The organism is Arthrobacter sp. ISL-85, from assembly GCF_018613675.1.
In the GTDB taxonomy this organism is placed as follows: Bacteria; Actinomycetota; Actinomycetes; order Actinomycetales; family Micrococcaceae; genus Arthrobacter.
Map to the genome: position 1 here is coordinate 81,807 of NZ_JAGGPQ010000004.1, position 15,805 is coordinate 97,611.

16 protein-coding genes are annotated in these 15,805 nt (G+C 66.8%); 10 read left to right on the top strand and 6 right to left on the bottom strand.

Annotated elements, in window-relative coordinates:
• Together J7I84_RS02410 and J7I84_RS02415 are read left to right on the top strand one after the other, a co-directional pair.
• Positions 1–807, top strand: coding sequence for a histidine phosphatase family protein (locus J7I84_RS02410; RefSeq protein ID WP_311381050.1), 807 nt, complete (start codon positions 1–3; stop codon positions 805–807).
• Positions 791–1,732, top strand: a complete 942-nt coding sequence (locus J7I84_RS02415) for an ADP/ATP-dependent (S)-NAD(P)H-hydrate dehydratase (protein ID WP_311381051.1) — start codon at positions 791–793, stop codon at positions 1,730–1,732. Before J7I84_RS02410 ends, J7I84_RS02415 begins: the two co-directional genes overlap by 17 nt.
• Positions 1,733–1,917: 185 nt before the next feature.
• Here J7I84_RS02415 and J7I84_RS02420 read toward each other — a convergent pair whose 3' ends face one another.
• The gene (locus J7I84_RS02420; protein WP_214940153.1) at positions 1,918–2,340 is read right to left on the bottom strand and encodes an Hsp20/alpha crystallin family protein; all 423 of its coding nucleotides are present in this window, start codon (positions 2,338–2,340) and stop codon (positions 1,918–1,920) included.
• Positions 2,341–2,996: 656 nt separating this feature from the next.
• Positions 2,997–3,560 carry a hypothetical protein gene (locus J7I84_RS02425; RefSeq protein WP_214940156.1) on the bottom strand — a complete coding sequence of 188 codons (564 nt, stop codon included), beginning with the start codon at positions 3,558–3,560 and terminating at the stop codon, positions 2,997–2,999.
• A gap of 147 nt (positions 3,561–3,707) precedes the next feature.
• Between J7I84_RS02425 and J7I84_RS02430 the strand changes: the two genes are divergently transcribed.
• From J7I84_RS02430 to J7I84_RS02440, 3 genes are all read left to right on the top strand, one after another.
• The gene (locus J7I84_RS02430; RefSeq protein ID WP_214940158.1) at positions 3,708–5,924 is read left to right on the top strand and encodes a S9 family peptidase; all 2,217 of its coding nucleotides are present in this window, start codon (positions 3,708–3,710) and stop codon (positions 5,922–5,924) included.
• Positions 5,925–6,001: 77 nt separating this feature from the next.
• On the top strand, positions 6,002–6,208 hold the full coding sequence (locus J7I84_RS02435) for a DUF2945 domain-containing protein (protein WP_214940161.1): 207 nt from the start codon (positions 6,002–6,004) through the stop codon (positions 6,206–6,208).
• 4 nt (positions 6,209–6,212) lie between these two features.
• Positions 6,213–7,409 carry an NAD(P)/FAD-dependent oxidoreductase gene (locus tag J7I84_RS02440; RefSeq protein WP_214940164.1) on the top strand — a complete coding sequence of 399 codons (1,197 nt, stop codon included), beginning with the start codon at positions 6,213–6,215 and terminating at the stop codon, positions 7,407–7,409.
• Positions 7,410–7,411: 2 nt separating this feature from the next.
• Here the strand turns inward: J7I84_RS02440 and J7I84_RS02445 are convergent, their stop codons facing one another.
• Positions 7,412–7,972, bottom strand: a complete 561-nt coding sequence (locus J7I84_RS02445; protein ID WP_214940166.1) for a GNAT family N-acetyltransferase — start codon at positions 7,970–7,972, stop codon at positions 7,412–7,414.
• Between the two features lie 6 nt (positions 7,973–7,978).
• Positions 7,979–9,139 (bottom strand): acetate kinase, encoded by a 1,161-nt coding sequence (locus J7I84_RS02450; RefSeq protein WP_214940168.1) that lies wholly within the window; start codon positions 9,137–9,139, stop codon positions 7,979–7,981.
• 381 nt (positions 9,140–9,520) lie between these two features.
• Between J7I84_RS02450 and J7I84_RS02455 the strand changes: the two genes are divergently transcribed.
• Positions 9,521–9,811 (top strand): hypothetical protein, encoded by a 291-nt coding sequence (locus tag J7I84_RS02455; RefSeq protein ID WP_214940170.1) that lies wholly within the window; start codon positions 9,521–9,523, stop codon positions 9,809–9,811.
• An 84-nt stretch (positions 9,812–9,895) separates the two neighbouring features.
• Here the strand turns inward: J7I84_RS02455 and pta are convergent, their stop codons facing one another.
• A complete protein-coding gene (gene pta, locus J7I84_RS02460) occupies positions 9,896–12,022 on the bottom strand; it encodes a phosphate acetyltransferase (RefSeq protein WP_214940172.1) in 2,127 nt (708 codons plus the stop codon).
• Between the two features lie 278 nt (positions 12,023–12,300).
• Here pta and J7I84_RS02465 point away from each other — a divergent pair, with 278 nt between their 5' ends.
• The 4 genes from J7I84_RS02465 to J7I84_RS02480 all read left to right on the top strand — a co-directional run bounded on the left by J7I84_RS02465 (position 12,301) and on the right by J7I84_RS02480 (position 15,269).
• The gene (locus J7I84_RS02465; RefSeq protein ID WP_214940174.1) at positions 12,301–12,777 is read left to right on the top strand and encodes a hotdog fold thioesterase; all 477 of its coding nucleotides are present in this window, start codon (positions 12,301–12,303) and stop codon (positions 12,775–12,777) included.
• Positions 12,778–12,785: 8 nt separating this feature from the next.
• Positions 12,786–14,168 (top strand): phenylacetate--CoA ligase PaaK, encoded by a 1,383-nt coding sequence (paaK, locus tag J7I84_RS02470; protein WP_214940176.1) that lies wholly within the window; start codon positions 12,786–12,788, stop codon positions 14,166–14,168.
• Between the two features lie 61 nt (positions 14,169–14,229).
• Positions 14,230–14,868 carry a TetR/AcrR family transcriptional regulator gene (locus J7I84_RS02475; protein WP_214940179.1) on the top strand — a complete coding sequence of 213 codons (639 nt, stop codon included), beginning with the start codon at positions 14,230–14,232 and terminating at the stop codon, positions 14,866–14,868.
• Between the two features lie 95 nt (positions 14,869–14,963).
• Positions 14,964–15,269, top strand: coding sequence for a hypothetical protein (locus J7I84_RS02480; protein WP_214940182.1), 306 nt, complete (start codon positions 14,964–14,966; stop codon positions 15,267–15,269).
• A gap of 89 nt (positions 15,270–15,358) precedes the next feature.
• Here J7I84_RS02480 and J7I84_RS02485 read toward each other — a convergent pair whose 3' ends face one another.
• Positions 15,359–15,754, bottom strand: coding sequence for a VOC family protein (locus J7I84_RS02485; RefSeq protein WP_251045949.1), 396 nt, complete (start codon positions 15,752–15,754; stop codon positions 15,359–15,361).
• Positions 15,755–15,805: the final 51 nt, after the last annotated feature.

The following is a 15,805-nucleotide window of genomic DNA, read 5'->3' on the forward strand; positions in this document are numbered from 1 at the left end:
GTGAAGGGTGAGCGAGCGAAGGGTGCTTCGGCGAACGACGACGGCCTGACGGAGGGGGTCCAGCAGGCCGGGGCGGTGGAGCTGCTCCTGATCCGGCACGGTGAGAGCGAAGGCAATGTTGCGGCCACCGAGGCCCGTGAGGCCGGGGTGGAGGTCATCGAGGTTCCCGCCCGCGACGCAGACGTGGATCTGTCCGAAACCGGCAGGGACCAGGCAAAGGCACTGGGCATTGCCTTGGGACGGACCGCGGAGGAGTTCCGCCCGGACGCGGTGGTGTCCTCTCCGTATGCACGGGCACGCCAGACGGCCGGGATTGCCGTGGAAACCGCCGGCTGGCCGCTGCAGGTGCGCACGGACGAGCGGCTCCGGGACCGCGAGCTCGGCATCCTTGACCGGCTTACCCGGCGGGGCGTGGAAAACCGGTACCCCGAAGAATCCGAGCGCCGGGACTGGCTGGGCAAGCTGTACTACCGGCCGCCGGGCGGCGAATCCTGGGCGGATGTGGCGCTGCGGCTGCGGTCGGTCCTGGCCGAGCTGAACAGCGTCGGCATGGGTCAGCGGGTAATGCTGGTATGCCACGATGCCGTGATCATGCTGTTCCGCTATGTGCTGGAAGGGCTGAGCGAGCAGGAACTGCTGGACATTGCGGCGAGGGAGGCCATCCTCAACGCATCGGTGACCCGGTTCGTCCGGCCCTCCGGCGTGGGCCCCTGGACCTTGGAGAGCTTCAATGTTGCCGACCACCTGGCGGAGCAGGGCGTTGCCGTCACCGAGCACGCGGGAGACACCAGTGTCCGGCCACGGTGATTCCTCCGGCGCCACCCTGGTGGCGCCGTCCCTCCTGCGGGAATGGCCGCTGCCGGCGCCGGGCGAGGACAAATATTCGCGCGGCTCCGTGCTGGTGGTGGGCGGAGCCCGGGCCACCCCCGGCGCCGCACTGCTGGCCGGCGTTTCAGCACTGCGGGCGGGGGCCGGGAAGCTCACGCTGGCCGTGGCCGGGTCCGTGGCCGTGCAGCTGGGGGTGGCCGTGCCGGAATGCGGCGCAATCGGCCTGCCGGAAACTCCCGGGGGCTCCGTCAAACCGGAGCTCGATGGCATCTCCTCCTACCTGGACCGGGCCGACACCCTGCTGGTGGGGCCCGGGTTGGATGATCCGGACCTGGCCGTTGAGCTGCTGCAGGCGATGCTCGAACGCGAGGTGCGCCGTGACGGTGACGGCAACTCTGAGGGTGCCGCGGGCGACGAGGAAGGCCCCGCCGTCGTCCTCGATGCCTACGCGCTGGGCGCCCTGGTGCAACTGGAGGACCAACTGGCCCCGTGGCGGGGCCGGCTGATCCTGACGCCGAACCCCAAGGAAGCGGCCATCCTGCTGGGACGGGATGTGGAGGACCTCGAAAAAGACCTCGCCGAAATCTCCGCAAGGTTCGACGCCGTGGTCAGCTGCCAGGGACTCATAACCCAGCCGCCTGGCCTGAACCCGGACGAGCCCGCACTATGGAAAATCACCACCGGGTACGGCGGCTTGGGGACCTCCGGCAGCGGCGACGTCCTGGCAGGCACCATTGCCGGGCTCCGGGCCCGCGGAACCACCGGCGCCCAGGCGGCCTGCTGGGGTACCCACCTGCATGCAGCGGCGGGGGACCGGCTGGCGAGCAGGTTGGGGCCGCTGGGATTCCTGGCCCGCGAACTTGCCGATGAACTGCCGGCGCTGATGCTTGAACTCGGCGTCTGACGCAGGGCACTGGCGGCGGGTCCTTAGGCGTGGATGGCCCCCGGCCGAAGCCGGGGGCCACCGTATCGGGAGGTTAAGGCCTAAGCTGCCGATGCGCTGTCTGGCGCTGTGGCGTGCACAGAATGGCTATTCGCCCCAAAAAGGCAGTCAACAAGATGTGCCCGCCTCCCGGTCCTGTGATGAAACTAAGCGGCGATTTCCTGCTTTGCCCCCTTCGTTTCAATCTCGATTTTGCGCGGTTTGGCCTTTTCGACAACCGGGATCCGCAGCGTCAGGACGCCGGCATCGTAGCTGGCCTTCACATGCTCCGTGTCGAGCGTGTCGCCGAGGATCAGCTGGCGGCTGAAGACGCCGCGCGGCCGCTCAGCGGCAATAAGTTCCGTGTCCTTGCCTGTGGGGTCCGGGCGTTCGGCCCGCACCGTCAGGACATTCCGTTCAACATCCAGGTTTACCGAGTCGGCTGTAACACCGGGCAAATCGAAGGCGACGACGAATTCCTGGTCCTCACGCCATGCATCCATCGGCATCGCCGCGGGGCGTGCAGCCGTGCCGAGGACCTGCTGGGCCAGCCTGTCCAGCTCGCGGAACGGATCGGTTCGCATCAACATGGCTTCCCTCCTTAATCAGAGATGGTCCAACATAGTTTCCACATCAGCCGATCTGTAGTGGCTGATATAGATTTTTTAGCACTGGAGGAGCAGGCCTGCAAGGGTTTTGAGCTTTCAATTGCGGAAGATTTTCGTCCCCTCCCGGGACATGGGAAAGGGGTCTTCCACGCGCATTTGCAGTCAGCGGAAGGCCCCTTTGCGGTTTGCAGTCAGTCCCTGGTGGGGTCCGGACGGAGCGGCGCCGGTCCGGGATCCGGGACGGGCAACGGGCCCGGCGCCGGCGGGGCGGGGAACGGATTTGGGGACGGCGGTCCCGGCGGGCGCGGCTGGGTGGGATCCGGGGACGTGGGCTCCGGACCTGGCTCCGGCGGAAACGGCTCAGGTTCGTGCACTGGCGGGATGGTCATGAACTTCCCCTCTCACACTGGGCGGATCACGCACTGGGCGGATGTGCCTTGAACTGAAAAGACTACGCTTGCCATCCGCCCGCAACCAGCCTTCAGGCCGGGCTTGTCCAATGCTTCCCACAGCGCCGACCAGGCGCAGCCAGTCGCGCAGCTGGGCGGAGTGCGCGTCACCGCAGCGGAATCCCACGGACCCGTCGGGGCGGACCGCCAGCACGCCCTGACGTCATGCCTGCCTGTGGCGCCTGGACCTCACACCTGGGGAAGGAGCCGCCACCAGGCGTGGTCGGAACGGGGCGCACCCTGCATTAAACCGGGATTGGCGATCACCTGGTCGCGGCGCAGCCCGGGAAGCACCTTGTAGCTGATGGAGCCGGGGACGCTGACGAGTGCCAGGACCCGCCAGAGTGCCGCAGCGTATTCTTGGGCCCGCCCGGCACCGTCCCACTCATACAGCCCCCGGTAGGCACCGAAAGTGTCATGGGCGCACCATAGCTTGGAGACAAACCCCGGGAACCCCACGAAGAGCGGGGTGTTCAGGATGCTTTCCGCCTCGAACAAGCGGTGCGCCCGGCCCCGTGCCAGCCGCAGCGTGAACACCACCACCAGGACACAGGGCTCACTGGGTTGGTGGTCGACGGCGGTCTCCCGGTAGACCCGCGACGTGCTCCCGTCGGCGAAACGCAGCACACGGCCCACGTTTTCCTTGGGAAGGTGCACCCTCCTGCGGACAAGCATGACGCCGGACGTTCCCACGCCCCTGGCCACCTCAAGCCATGCCTTGGCCCGGGGAGCCGGTCCGGATTCGACGGTCATGGCTTCTCCTTTCCGTAAAGCGCACTTCCAGCCTGCCAGGGGCCGCGCACCGGATCCCAGAGTCTTTCGCCCCTTTCCAGTTGCCCCCCTCTCCCCCGGTAGCGAACGCCCTGCCGGCGCGGCGGCAGTGGTCTATATATTGAATCCATGACCTCCACTTCCCTGCAGGACTCCACCGGCACTGCGATCCCGGCGCCCCCGGCCGCCAAGAAGATCCCCACCGAGCGCACCCACCACGGAGAGACGTTCGTGGACAACTACGAGTGGCTGCGGGACAAGGAGTCGCCCGAGGTAGTGGAGCACCTGAGGGCCGAAAACGCGTACCAGGAAGCAGTCACCGCCGGCCAGGAACCGCTCCGCGAGGCCATCTTCCAGGAGATCAAGGGCCGCACCCAGGAAACCGATCTTTCCGTCCCGCACCGCAAGGATGGCTGGTGGTACTTCAGCCGCTCCTCGGAGGGCAAGGAGTACGGCATCCACTGCCGCGTGAAGGCGGAGGACAGCGGGGACAAGGTGGCCGACTGGACTCCGCCGGGCGTGGAGGCCGGCGCGGGGATTCCCGGTGAGGAAATCCTGCTGGACGGGAATGTGGAAGCTGAAGGCAAGCCGTTCTTTTCCGTCGGCGGGACCGCCGTCACCGTTGACGGTAACCTCTACGCCTACGCCGTGGACAACTCGGGCGACGAACGCTTCACCCTGCGGATCAAGGACCTCCGCACCGGCGAACTGCTGCCGGACGTCATCGAGGACATTTTCTACGGCGTCGCGTTCTCCCCGGACGGCACCCGCCTGTTCTACACAGTGGTGGATGAGTCCTGGCGCCCCTACCAGGTGAAGGCGCACGTCCTGGGCACCCCAGTGGCCGACGACGTGGTGGTGTACCAGGAGGATGACGCCGCCATGTGGCTGGGCTTCGAGCTCTCCGCGGACCGGCGCTACCTGGTCCTGGGGATCGGCTGCTCGGAATACAGCGAAACCAGGCTGCTGCGTTTCGGCGACCCCACTGCCACGGTGACCACCGTGATTTCCCGCGACGAGCGCGTCCTGTATGAGGCAGAACCCTTCCTCCTCAACGGCGAAGAGCGCATCCTGCTCACCCACAACCGCGGTGCCATCAACTCCATGGTCTCCCTGGCGGACCCGGCCGAGCTCGCAAAGCCGCTGGCCGAACAGGCCTGGCAGACCGTCGTCGAGCACTCCGACGAGGTCCGCGTCAACGGCGCCGGCGTCACCTCAACGCACCTGATCGTGTCCATCCGCAAGGACACCATCGAACGCGTCCAGGTAATGGAGCTGGCCGGGCTGGGCACGCCAGCCCAGCAGGAGCCCATGGAACCGGCCTTCGACGAGGAGCTCTACACCGCCGGCGTGGGCGGCTCGGATTACGAGGCACCTGTGATCCGGCTGGGCTACACGTCCTACTTCACGCCGTCGCGCATCTACGACTTCGTCCTGCCCACTCCCGGGCAGCCTGCCGGCGAGCTTCTGCTGCGCAAGGAAAGCCCCGTCCTGGGCGGCTACGACGGCAGCGACTACGTGGCCACCAGGGAATGGGCCACCGCCGGCGACGGCACGCGCATCCCGCTGTCCGTCCTGCGGCACAAGGCCGTCCAACAGGATTCGACGGCGGCCGGCCTGGTCTACGGGTACGGCTCGTATGAGATGAGCATTGATCCCGGGTTCGGCGTCGCCCGGCTGTCGCTGCTGGACCGCGGCGTGGTGTTCGTGATTGCCCACATCCGGGGTGGCGGGGAGCTGGGCCGGCACTGGTACGAGGACGGCAAGAAGCTCACCAAGAAGAACACCTTTACGGACTTCGTGGACGCCACCGACTGGCTGGCGGGCTCCGGGTGGGTGGACCCCGCACGGATCGCGGCGCTGGGCGGTTCGGCCGGTGGGCTGCTGATGGGCGCCGTGGCCAACATGGCGCCGGAGAAGTATGCCGCCATCGTGGCGCAGGTACCGTTCGTGGACCCGCTCACCAGCATCCTGGACCCGGACCTGCCGCTGTCCGCGCTGGAGTGGGAGGAATGGGGCAACCCCATCACGGATCCCCAGGCCTACGCCTACATGAAGTCGTACTCCCCCTACGAAAACGTGCGGGAAGTGGCTTACCCCAGGATCGCCGCCGTAACCTCCTTCAACGACACCAGGGTTCTCTACGTGGAACCGGCCAAATGGGTGCAGGAACTGCGGAACAAGACCACCGGGTCCCAGCCGATCGTCATGAAGATCGAGATGGACGGCGGCCACGGCGGAGCCTCCGGCCGGTACGTGCAGTGGCGGGAACGGGCCTGGGACTACGCGTTCATCGCCGATGCCCTGGGCGCCACCGGACTCCTGCCAGGCGCGGGCCTGAAATAGCACATACATGCAAAAGCTAGCCATGCTTACCATTGGGGGGCACTTGTTTTCCGGCACGGAATAGCAGAGGAGCAGGCATGTCATTGAGCAAGGGAACCCGCGTGGAATGGAACACGCCGCAGGGCAAGACGCACGGCAGGATCGTGGAGAAGAAAACCAGCGACTTCGAGCTCGACGGCAGCACGCACCGGGCCAGCGGGGATGAACCGCAGTATGTGGTGGAATCGGACAAGACCGGTGCCCGGGCAGCGCACAAGGCCTCGGCCCTGACCGAGAAGAAGTAGGCCCGTGGCTGCCCAGAATGAGGTAGTGATCATCGGCGGGGGCAATGCCGGCATCTCCCTGGCGGCCCGCTTGCGGCGCTACGGCGTCAAGGACGTGGCCGTAATCGAGCCCCGGGACAACCACCTCTACCAGCCGCTGTTCTCGCATATTGCAGGCGGCCGGGCCCAGGCCCAGGAGGCCGTCCGCCCGCAGCAATCGGTTGTCCCCCAGGGCGTCACCTGGATCCGGGACGCCGCCGCCGGCGTCGACGCGATCGCCAATACGATCACCCTGGAATCGGGGGCTTCGGTGGCTTACGGCCAGCTGGTCGTGTGCCCGGGGCTGCAGTATGACTGGGACGCAGTGCCCGGACTCGCCGAGGCCGTGCATTCGCCGCACGGAGCATCCCATTACGAATTCGACCTCGCTCCCAAAGCCTGGACCCTGCTCAGTGCCATGACCTCCGGGACCGCCGTTTTCACCATGCCGGCGGGGCCCATCAAGTGCGGCGGGGCAGCCCAAAAACCCATGTACCTTGCCTGCGACTACTGGCGGGAACAGGGAGTCCTGGACAAGATCCGGGTGGTGATGGTCCAGCCCTACCCCACCGTGTTCGGGGTGCCGGAGGTGGACCGGGAGCTGGACCGCAAGATCGCCGAGTACGGGATCGAACTGCGGACCAACAGCGAACTGGTGGCGGTAAGCCCGGCCGGCCGCAGGGCCACCATCCGGAACCACGCCGCGCACACCACGGAGGACCTGACCTACGACGTCCTCAATGCGGTCCCGCCGCAGTCGGCGCCGGACTGGCTCAAGGCCACGGACCTGCCCGCCGCCGGTGATGCGGGCGGCTTCGTGGAGGTGGACCGGCAGACGCTGCGGCATCTCCGGTACCCCAATGTGTGGTCCCTGGGCGACGCCGCAGGTACCACCAATTCCAAGTCCGGCGGGGCGCTGCGCAAGCAGACCAAGGTGGTGGCCAAGAACCTGGTGGCAGCCCGGAAAGGCAAGCCGCTGCGCGCCAAGTACAACGGCTACTCGGTGTGCCCGTTCACTGTGTCACGGGACACCGTGGTGTTCGCCGAGTTCGACGACAGGTACCGGTCCATGCCCACCATCCCACGGGTGCCCACCTGGAATGAAAGCAAGCTGTCCTGGGTGGTGGACCGGGACCTGTTCCCCAAGATCTACTGGAACCTGATCCTCAAGGGCCGGGCGTAAGGCTAACCGCCGGAACCGATGCGCCACTCGTCGGCAAGGATGGCGTAGATGAGCTCGCTGGCCCACTGGCCCTTGTAGAACCACTTGTCGATGTGCCGCGCCTCCAGCCGCATGCCCAGGCGGCTGCAGAGCGAAGCGGAGGCATTGTTGAGCTCGTCCAGCCGGGCTTCGATCCGGTGCAGGCCCAGCTCCCCGAAACCCAGCCGCAGCATGGCGTTGGCCGCCTCCGTGCCATAGCCCTTGCCGCGGGCGGCCGGCGCCAGCGTCCATCCCACTTCGGCCTGTCCGCGGCCCGGCAACCATTTGAGCACCACCTCACCCAGGAGGCCCGGCTCGTCAGCTGCCTCGATGGCGAGGGCCACCCAGTCCCCCTCCTTCTCGAAGACAAAGTTGGCGTACCGCCCCACGCGCTCCATCGATTGGGTATAGGTCTTGGCAGGACCGGGCAGGAACCGCGCAGTCTCCGGCAACGAGTGGTAGGCGTGGAAGGCGTCCAGGTCGCCGCCGTCGAACCGGCGCAGGACCAGGCGTTCCGTCCGGATGGGCAGGGAGATCGCAGGCATGCGGACTTACCGGATGGAGGAGACGACGGCGGCAGTCGCCTCCGCGATGGCGCGTTCCTCGTCCGTGGGAACCACCAGGACAGGGATGGCGGACTGCGGCGTGGAAATGACGCGTGGCTCCTTTGACCGCCCGGCGTTCAGGCCGGCGTCGAGTTCGATCCCCAGCGCCCCCAGCCGGTCCGCCACCTGCGCACGGAACTGCTGCGAGTTCTCGCCGATGCCGGCGGTGAATACCAGCGCCTTGGCCCCGCCGACGGCCACGTGGTATCCGCCGATGTACTTGGCCAGCCGGTAGGACGCCACGGCGAGCGCCATGGTGGCCTTATCGTTGCCAGACTCTGAGGCCTCCACTACCGAGCGCATGTCATTGTTGCCGGCCAGGCCCTTCAGCCCCGATTCCCGGTTCAGCATGGTGTCGATGTCCTCCGGTGTCCATCCAGCACGGCCAAGGAATACCAGGATGGAGGGGTCCAGGTCGCCCGACCGGGTGCCCATCACCAGGCCCTCGAGCGGGGTGAAGCCCATGGAGGTGTCCACGGAGCGGCCGCCGCGGATGGCGGTCACGGACGCGCCGTTGCCCAGGTGGGCGATCACGCCGTCGAACTCCTCGACGGGGAGGTCCAGCAGCGCCGCCGACCGGCGCGCGACGTACTCGTTGGAGGTGCCGTGGAAGCCGTAGCGGCGGATGCCGTGGTTGGTGTAGAGCTCGTCCGGCACGGCGTAGCGCCAGGCGTGCTCGGGCAGGGTGCGGTGGAAGGCGGTGTCGAACACGGCCACCTGCGGCATCTTGGGCCACTTCCTGGTGATGGCCCGGATGCCCAGGACGTTGGCGGGGTTGTGCAGCGGCGCCAGCGGGTTGAGGCGTTCGATGGCACGGGTGATTTCGTTGTCTATCAGCACGGGCTCGGCGAACCGCTCGCCGCCGTGGACTACCCGGTGGCCCACGGCGCCCAGTTCCTGGTCCCCCAGTTCCTCGTGGATGGCCGCATCCACTTGCTCCAGCGCCTCCGCGTGGTCCCGCGGGCCCACCGGCTCGCCGTCCCCGCCGCCGCCGTTACCCATGCCGATCTTCTCGATGAGCCCCTCGGTGAGCACCGTCCCGGCGGCCACGTCCCGGACCTGGTACTTCAGCGACGACGAACCGGAGTTGATGACGAGCACGAGCATGCGGGGCCTCCTCAGTCTGGCGTCTGCAGTTCAACCCCCACTATAGGTTGCAGGGCCAACGGCCGGTCGGCAGCTCCGGAGGACAGCGCCGGGTTGGCGCACTTTTGGTCCTGACCTGCGGCGCTGATAACGCTTTCGCCACAGCCGCCCGGGAGATTTGTCAAAAAGATCATCAGTATGCTTACTATAGGTGCAGTCGATCGGAAACGGCTGCGAACGGAAAATCGAAAAGGTGCGCTCAGCGAACGGGGCGCACCTTTTTCGTGTCTTCATGTGCGGGCGGGCTCCTGACGCAGTCAAGCCGGCGGGTTCCTTGCGGAGAGGCGAAGCCTGTGCATAGAGTCGGCGGACAAGGCTGGACCACGCCGAGAGGACAATTCCATGACGAACGAGCCCAATTCGATCGACGAGAACGACCCCACCAATACGGGATCCAGCAGCACCGCCCCGCTCAACGCGCAGCCGGACTCCGGCAGCAAGAATGATCCCACCGGGGTGGAGGGCGCCAACCCGGCCCTGGACGACACCGGGCACCTTAAGGCTGGCGAGACCGGGGAAGCGCCCCAGGCTCCCGAGGACCGGGAAGGCCTGGACCTCACGCCGCAGGGCCTCTCCGACGAGCCTGCCAAACAGGAGGACCCGGAGAGCCTGGCCAAGCCGGACAACAGCTGACCGTTCCCCCGGGAAAAGCACAACCGACAAAGTACGACGCCGGCACTCACCCGAGTGCCGGCGTCGTACTTTGTAAATGGTCTCCTAGGAGGCGGGTGCCTCCGCGGGGGCGTGTGCGGCGACCTGGGCCTGCGCTGGATTTTGCGCTTGCGCCTGGATGGCCGTGATGGCCACCGTGTTCACGATGTCCTCCACGGTGCAGCCGCGGGAAAGGTCATTCACGGGCTTCCGCAGCCCCTGCAGGACGGGCCCCACGGCCACGGCACCGGAGCTCTGCTGCACGGCCTTGTAGGTGTTGTTGCCGGTGTTCAGGTCCGGGAAGATGAACACGGTGGCCTGCCCCGCGACGGTGGAGCCGGGCATCTTGGACGCGGCGATCGAGGCATCCACGGCGGCGTCGTACTGGATGGGGCCCTCCACGGCGAGGTCCGGGCGGCGCTGGCGCACCAGTTCGGTGGCCTGCCGCACCTCGTCCACCGCTTCCCCTGCGCCGGAGCCGCCGCTGGAGTAGGAGAGCATGGCCACCCGCGGTTCCACGCCGAACTGTGCAGCGGTCTCGGCCGAGGCCAGCGCGATGTCCGCCAGCTGCTCAACGTTGGGGTCCGGGTTGACGGCGCAGTCGCCGTAGACCAGCACCCGGTCCGGCATCAGCATCAGGAACACCGAGGACACGATCTTCACACCCTCACGGGTCTTCACGAACTCCAGGGCAGGCCGGATGGTGTGCGCGGTGGTGTGGGCGGCGCCGGACACCATCCCATCCACCACGCCCAGCTGGACCATCATGGTGCCGAAGTAGCTTCCGTCCTGCATGATCTCCAGCGCCTTGGGCAGGTCCACGCCCTTGTGCGCCCGCAGTTCTGCGTACTTCTCGGCGAATTTGAGCCGCAGGTCCGAGGTGGCGGGATCGATGAGGTTGATGCCGGACAGGTCGACGCCGCTCGCCGCGGCCAGTTCCCGGACGGTTGATTCGGGGCCCAGCAGGGTCAGGTCGCAGACGTCCCGGCGGTGCAGGATCTCGGCCGCGCGCAGGATCCTGACGTCAGTTCCTTCCGGCAGGACCACGTGGCGCCGCTGCGCCCTGGCCCGCTCGACGAGGTCATGCAGGAACCGCAGCGGCGTCATCCTCTCCGCCCGCGGCAGGTGCAGACGCTCCACCAGTTCGGCCTCATCCACCCTCCGGGACCACAGCCCAAGGGCGGAAGCCACCTTGCGCCGGTGCCCCGACCAGATCTCGCTGCGCACCTCGGACACCCGGCGGGCCGTCTGGTACGTGTCTTCATCGGCCGCGAACACCGGGAACGGCGCCTGGGCAAGGAGCGGGTAGATATTGGCGTCCGGCGCCAGGCCACCGGTGAGGATGAGCGCTGACGCCACGGGGAACTCGGGCGAGAAGGATGATGCCAGGCAGGCCACCATCACGTCCGCCCGGTCCCCGGGCACGATCACCAGCGCGCCCTCGTCCAGCACGTTCAGGAAGTTGCCCACGTTCATCGCGGCCACCTTGATGTCCCTGACGTCACGTTCCATGTCCGGCGTCCCGGCGATCTGCCGTACGCCCAAGGCCGCTGCCACTTCCCCCGTGGTGGGGCGCGCGATCTCCTCCAGCTCAGGAAGGATGTACACCGGCCGTCCGGAAGCACCCGGCTTCAGGGCGGCCGCGATGGCGTCCAGGTCTCCGGCGCTTGCCCGGTTGACCATGATGGCCAGCAGCGCGCACCTTTCAGCGGCGAGCTCTTTGCGGGCCACTTCGACGGCGGCAGCGGTCTCGGTAACCGTCCGGCCCTTGGCACCCACCACAGCCACCACGGGTGTGGCCAGGTTGTTGGCCAGCCTGGCGTTGAGGTCGAATTCGACGGCGGAGTCCTGGCCCACCAGGTCCGTTCCCTCGACGATCACCACGTCGCAGTGGCGCGCGATGTCCGCGAAGATCTCCACGCACCGGGCGTCGATTTCCGCGCGGTTGCCTTCCGCGAGCAGCGTGCGGACTTCATCGTGGGTCAGGCCGCCGCGGCACCTCTCGTCCTCCAACGCGAACCGGGACTTCATGAGGGCCACCATGGGGTCATTGGCCGCCGAGGGCCCGTGGACCACCGGCTTGAAGAAGCCAATCCTGTCCGCGTGCCGGTGCAGGGTGTCCGCCAGGCCCAGGGCGATCAGGGATTTGCCCGATCCGGGAGTTGTTGCGCTGACGTAAATGCCTTTGGCCATGGTCCGCCCTTTGCTGTCCTTGCTGGTGCCGGTACCCCCATCCTTGCACTTCAGGCAGCGCGCGGGACTCCTCACCTGCATCGGCTGCTGCGTAACTGCCGTTTTGAGTGCCCAAAAGGACAGTTACTCAGCAATCGATGAAGGCTGAGGCGGGCTGACCGCGGGAGGGATGTGCCGCCGTCGTGCGTTCCTCCCCAAACCCACTTCCCCTTGACACCGGACCCCCTCATGGGATTACCTAATGAACATTCGGTAAATAAAGCTGGAGGCAATGACGCATGGCTGAAACTACAATTTCCGGGGCCACCCACCCGATCCTGGAAAACGACTACGCCTCCGAATGGATGGGAATCACGGTCCTCGCCCTCAGCGACGGCCATGCCACCATCCGGATGACGCTCCGGCAGGAAATGCTGAACGGCTTCGGCATGGCCCACGGCGGAATGATCTTCGCCTTCGGCGACACCGCCTTCGCCCTGGCGTGCAACCCCATCCACCCTGCACCCGGCGAGGAAAGCACCATCACCGTCGCCTCCGGCGTCGACATCAACTTCCTCAAGCCCGCATTCCGGGGCCAGGTGCTCACCGCCGTGGCAGACCGCCGCTCCAGCGCAGGCCGCAGCGGACTCTACGACATCCAGATCTTCGCCGCCGACGCCGGTGCGCCGGCTCCCGAAAGCCAGCCCAGCTCCAGCACTCCGGGCGAACTCATCGCCGAGTTCCGCGGACGCAGCCGCACCATCCCCAAGAAGTAGGAAAAATAATGACCCTGCACGCCCCCGAAACCCCCGCCGCTGCCGTTTCAACCCCGGCGGACGCCCCAGCCGCCGGCACCGACGCCGCCCTGGACCGCGAGGAAACCATCTCCCGCGACGAGCTCGAAGCGCTCCAGCTCAGCCGGTTGCAGCACACCGTGGCCTACGCCTACGAGCGCGTGCCGCTGTACAAGCGCAAGTTCGACGACGCCGGCATCCACCCCAACGATCTGCGCGAACTCAGTGACCTGGGCAACTTCCCCTTCACCACCAAGGACGACCTGCGCGAGGAATACCCGTTTGGCATGTTCGCCGTGCCGCAGAGCGAGGTGGCACGCATCCACGCGAGCTCCGGCACCACCGGCCGCCCCACCGTGGTGGGCTATACAAAGCAGGACCTGGCAGACTGGGCCAAGCTGGTGGCCCGCAGCTTCCGCGCCTCCGGCATCCGCCCCGGCATGAAGGTCCACAACGCCTACGGCTACGGCTTGTTCACCGGCGGCCTCGGCGCCCACGCAGGCGCCGAAGCGCTGGGCTGCACCGTCATCCCCATTTCCGGCGGCCAGACCGAACGCCAGATCCAGCTGATCCAGGACTTCAAGCCGGACGCCATCCTGGCCACCCCCACCTACCTGCTCACCATCGCCGACGCCATGGCGCACATGGGCATCGACCCCGCCTCCACGTCGCTGAAGTTCGCCGTACTGGGTGCCGAGCCATGGACGCAGGAGATGCGGCACGAGCTCGAAGTGACGATGAACATCAAGGCGTGCGACATCTACGGCCTGTCCGAGGTCATGGGCCCGGGCGTCGCCGGCGAAGCCGTGGAAACGCAGGACGGCAGCCACATCTGGGAGGACCACTTCCGCCCCGAAATCATCGACCCCTTCAATCCGGTGGCGGGCAAGGAGAACGTCCTGCGCGACGGTGAACACGGCGAACTCGTGTTCACCTCGCTCACCAAGGAGGCGCTGCCGATCATCCGCTACCGGACCAAGGACCTCACCCGCCTGCTGCCGGGCACCGCCCGCCCCGCGCACCGCCGGATGGGCCGCATCACGGGCCGCAGCGATGACATGATCATCCTGCGCGGCGTGAACCTCTTCCCGTCCCAGATCGAGGAAATCGCCCTCCGCATCCCCGAGCTCAGCCCGCACTTCCAGCTCGAACTCACCCGGCCCGAGGGCCAGCGGATGGACCAACTGACCGTGCGCATCGAGCGGCGGGACGCGGTCACCATCGAGCAGAGCACGACGGCGGCACGCACCTTGAAGGAGCAGATCAAGATCCACGTGGGTTCTTCGTGCACCGTGAACGTGGTGGAGCCGGGCTCGCTTGAGCGGTCCAACGGCAAGCTGCGCCGCATTTACGACATGCGGCCGAAGGCGTAAGTGTTTCGGTGGTGCTGCGCCGTCCCCGGACTTACCGACCGTTCGTGAGAAACTAGCGATTATGCCCAGCACTACCGAAAGATCCAGTCCCGCCGGCGCAGCAGCCAACGGAACAGCAAAGCGCGGCCGCCCCGGCTACGACCAGCAGTCCGTGCTGCGCATCGCCGTCGACGTCTTCAACCGCCACGGCTACGACGCCACGTCCATGGGGATCCTGGCGGACAACCTGGGCATCTCCAAGTCCGCCATCTACCACCACGTGCCCTCCAAGGGCGACCTGCTCAAGCTTGCCCTTGACCACGCGCTGGGCGGCCTGGAAGCCATCCTTGAGCAGCCCGAGGCCGCCTCCGGGGCCGCCGACTCCCGGCTGGAGTTCGTGCTCCGGCAAACGGTGGCGGTACTGGTGGACCGCCTGCCGTTCGTCACCCTGCTGCTGCGGCTGCGGGGCAACACGGAAATTGAGCGGGACGCGTTGGAGCGCCGCCGGGCCTTCGACCACAGGGTAGCCGTGCTGATTTCGGCCGCCCGCGATGAAGGTTCGCTCCGCCAGGACATCGATCCCCGGACCGTCACCCGCCTCTTGTTCGGCATGATCAACTCGATCGTGGAGTGGTACAAGCCGGGCGGATCCCTCTCGCCGCAACGGCTGGCCGACGACGTCATCACCATGGCGTTCGACGGCCTGCACACGGACGCGTAGGCCGCCTCCAGGACGGCGATAATAAGCGTGCTTGGTATTTCTACGCTCCCCCGTTACGGTGGAAGAAAACCACCACCCGCTGGAAGGAAATGAAGATGAGCCATTCCAAGGAAGAACCCGAAGCAGGATTCATCATTCCTGATCCGTCAAAACTTCGTGAAGACATCCCCGGTGATGCGGCCGACGAGGCGAACGTAATCCGCTTCAGCGAGGAGCAGGCCCTGATCGAGGAGCAGTCGCACGGCGTCCGTCCGGACACCTACAGCGTCCCCTCCGGCGGACCCACCATGGACGAGGCCCGCGGCAACATGGACCTCTCAGACCGCAGCGAAGATGGCCGCGGTACCGGCCGCGAGGATGACAGCAGCGACGACGGCCTGCACGGCGGCGCCGAAAGCTGACGCCGAACCACCGCGACAAGCAGCAGGGGTGCCCCGATCCGACCGGGGCACCCCTGCTGCCGTATTTTTACTGGCCGCGTACGGACTGCCTAGACCTGGTATTCCATGTTGCCGGCGAGGTTCTGGTGGACGCACAGGATGTTGTGCTCAGTGTCCATGAACCACGCGCACTTTTCCGAGTCCGTGGTGCAGATGTGGTTTTCAGTCCTCAGCGTGGGCAGGTCGTAGTCCTGGAACATCACGCCCCGGGCCTCCATGTCGCGGACCGTTGCTTCGATGTCCGTGACCTCGAAGCTCAGCGCGGTATGGTCCGAGTGCCTGCCGTCCGAGACCGGCATCAACTGCAGCATGGGACCGCCGTCTGTGCCGAGTAATTCGCTTCCATCGTCCGCCATTCCGCGGTGCGGGAGTCCGAGCTTTTCGGTGTAGAAGCTGCGGGCGCGGGCTGCATCATCGACTGGCAGGATGGTTGTGGCTGTGTTCATTCTAAGGTTCATTGTGGCCACCTCCTACGGGCAGAATCTTACGCCGGACCA

Bases quoted from the DNA above. Each gene is read 5' to 3' on its own strand.
- J7I84_RS02485 (WP_251045949.1), bottom strand. From the start codon at position 15,754: ATGAACACAGCCACAACCATCCTGCCAGTCGATGATGCAGCCCGCGCC.
- paaK (WP_214940176.1), top strand. From the start codon at position 12,786: ATGACCCTGCACGCCCCCGAAACCCCCGCCGCTGCCGTTTCAACCCCG.
- J7I84_RS02425 (WP_214940156.1), bottom strand. From the start codon at position 3,560: ATGACCGTCGAATCCGGACCGGCTCCCCGGGCCAAGGCATGGCTTGAG.
- J7I84_RS02450 (WP_214940168.1), bottom strand. From the start codon at position 9,139: ATGCTCGTGCTCGTCATCAACTCCGGTTCGTCGTCGCTGAAGTACCAG.
- J7I84_RS02465 (WP_214940174.1), top strand. From the start codon at position 12,301: ATGGCTGAAACTACAATTTCCGGGGCCACCCACCCGATCCTGGAAAAC.
- J7I84_RS02445 (WP_214940166.1), bottom strand. From the start codon at position 7,972: ATGCCTGCGATCTCCCTGCCCATCCGGACGGAACGCCTGGTCCTGCGC.
- J7I84_RS02455 (WP_214940170.1), top strand. From the start codon at position 9,521: ATGACGAACGAGCCCAATTCGATCGACGAGAACGACCCCACCAATACG.
- pta (WP_214940172.1), bottom strand. From the start codon at position 12,022: ATGGCCAAAGGCATTTACGTCAGCGCAACAACTCCCGGATCGGGCAAA.
- J7I84_RS02480 (WP_214940182.1), top strand. From the start codon at position 14,964: ATGAGCCATTCCAAGGAAGAACCCGAAGCAGGATTCATCATTCCTGAT.
- J7I84_RS02435 (WP_214940161.1), top strand. From the start codon at position 6,002: ATGTCATTGAGCAAGGGAACCCGCGTGGAATGGAACACGCCGCAGGGC.
- J7I84_RS02475 (WP_214940179.1), top strand. From the start codon at position 14,230: ATGCCCAGCACTACCGAAAGATCCAGTCCCGCCGGCGCAGCAGCCAAC.
- J7I84_RS02430 (WP_214940158.1), top strand. From the start codon at position 3,708: ATGACCTCCACTTCCCTGCAGGACTCCACCGGCACTGCGATCCCGGCG.
- J7I84_RS02420 (WP_214940153.1), bottom strand. From the start codon at position 2,340: ATGTTGATGCGAACCGATCCGTTCCGCGAGCTGGACAGGCTGGCCCAG.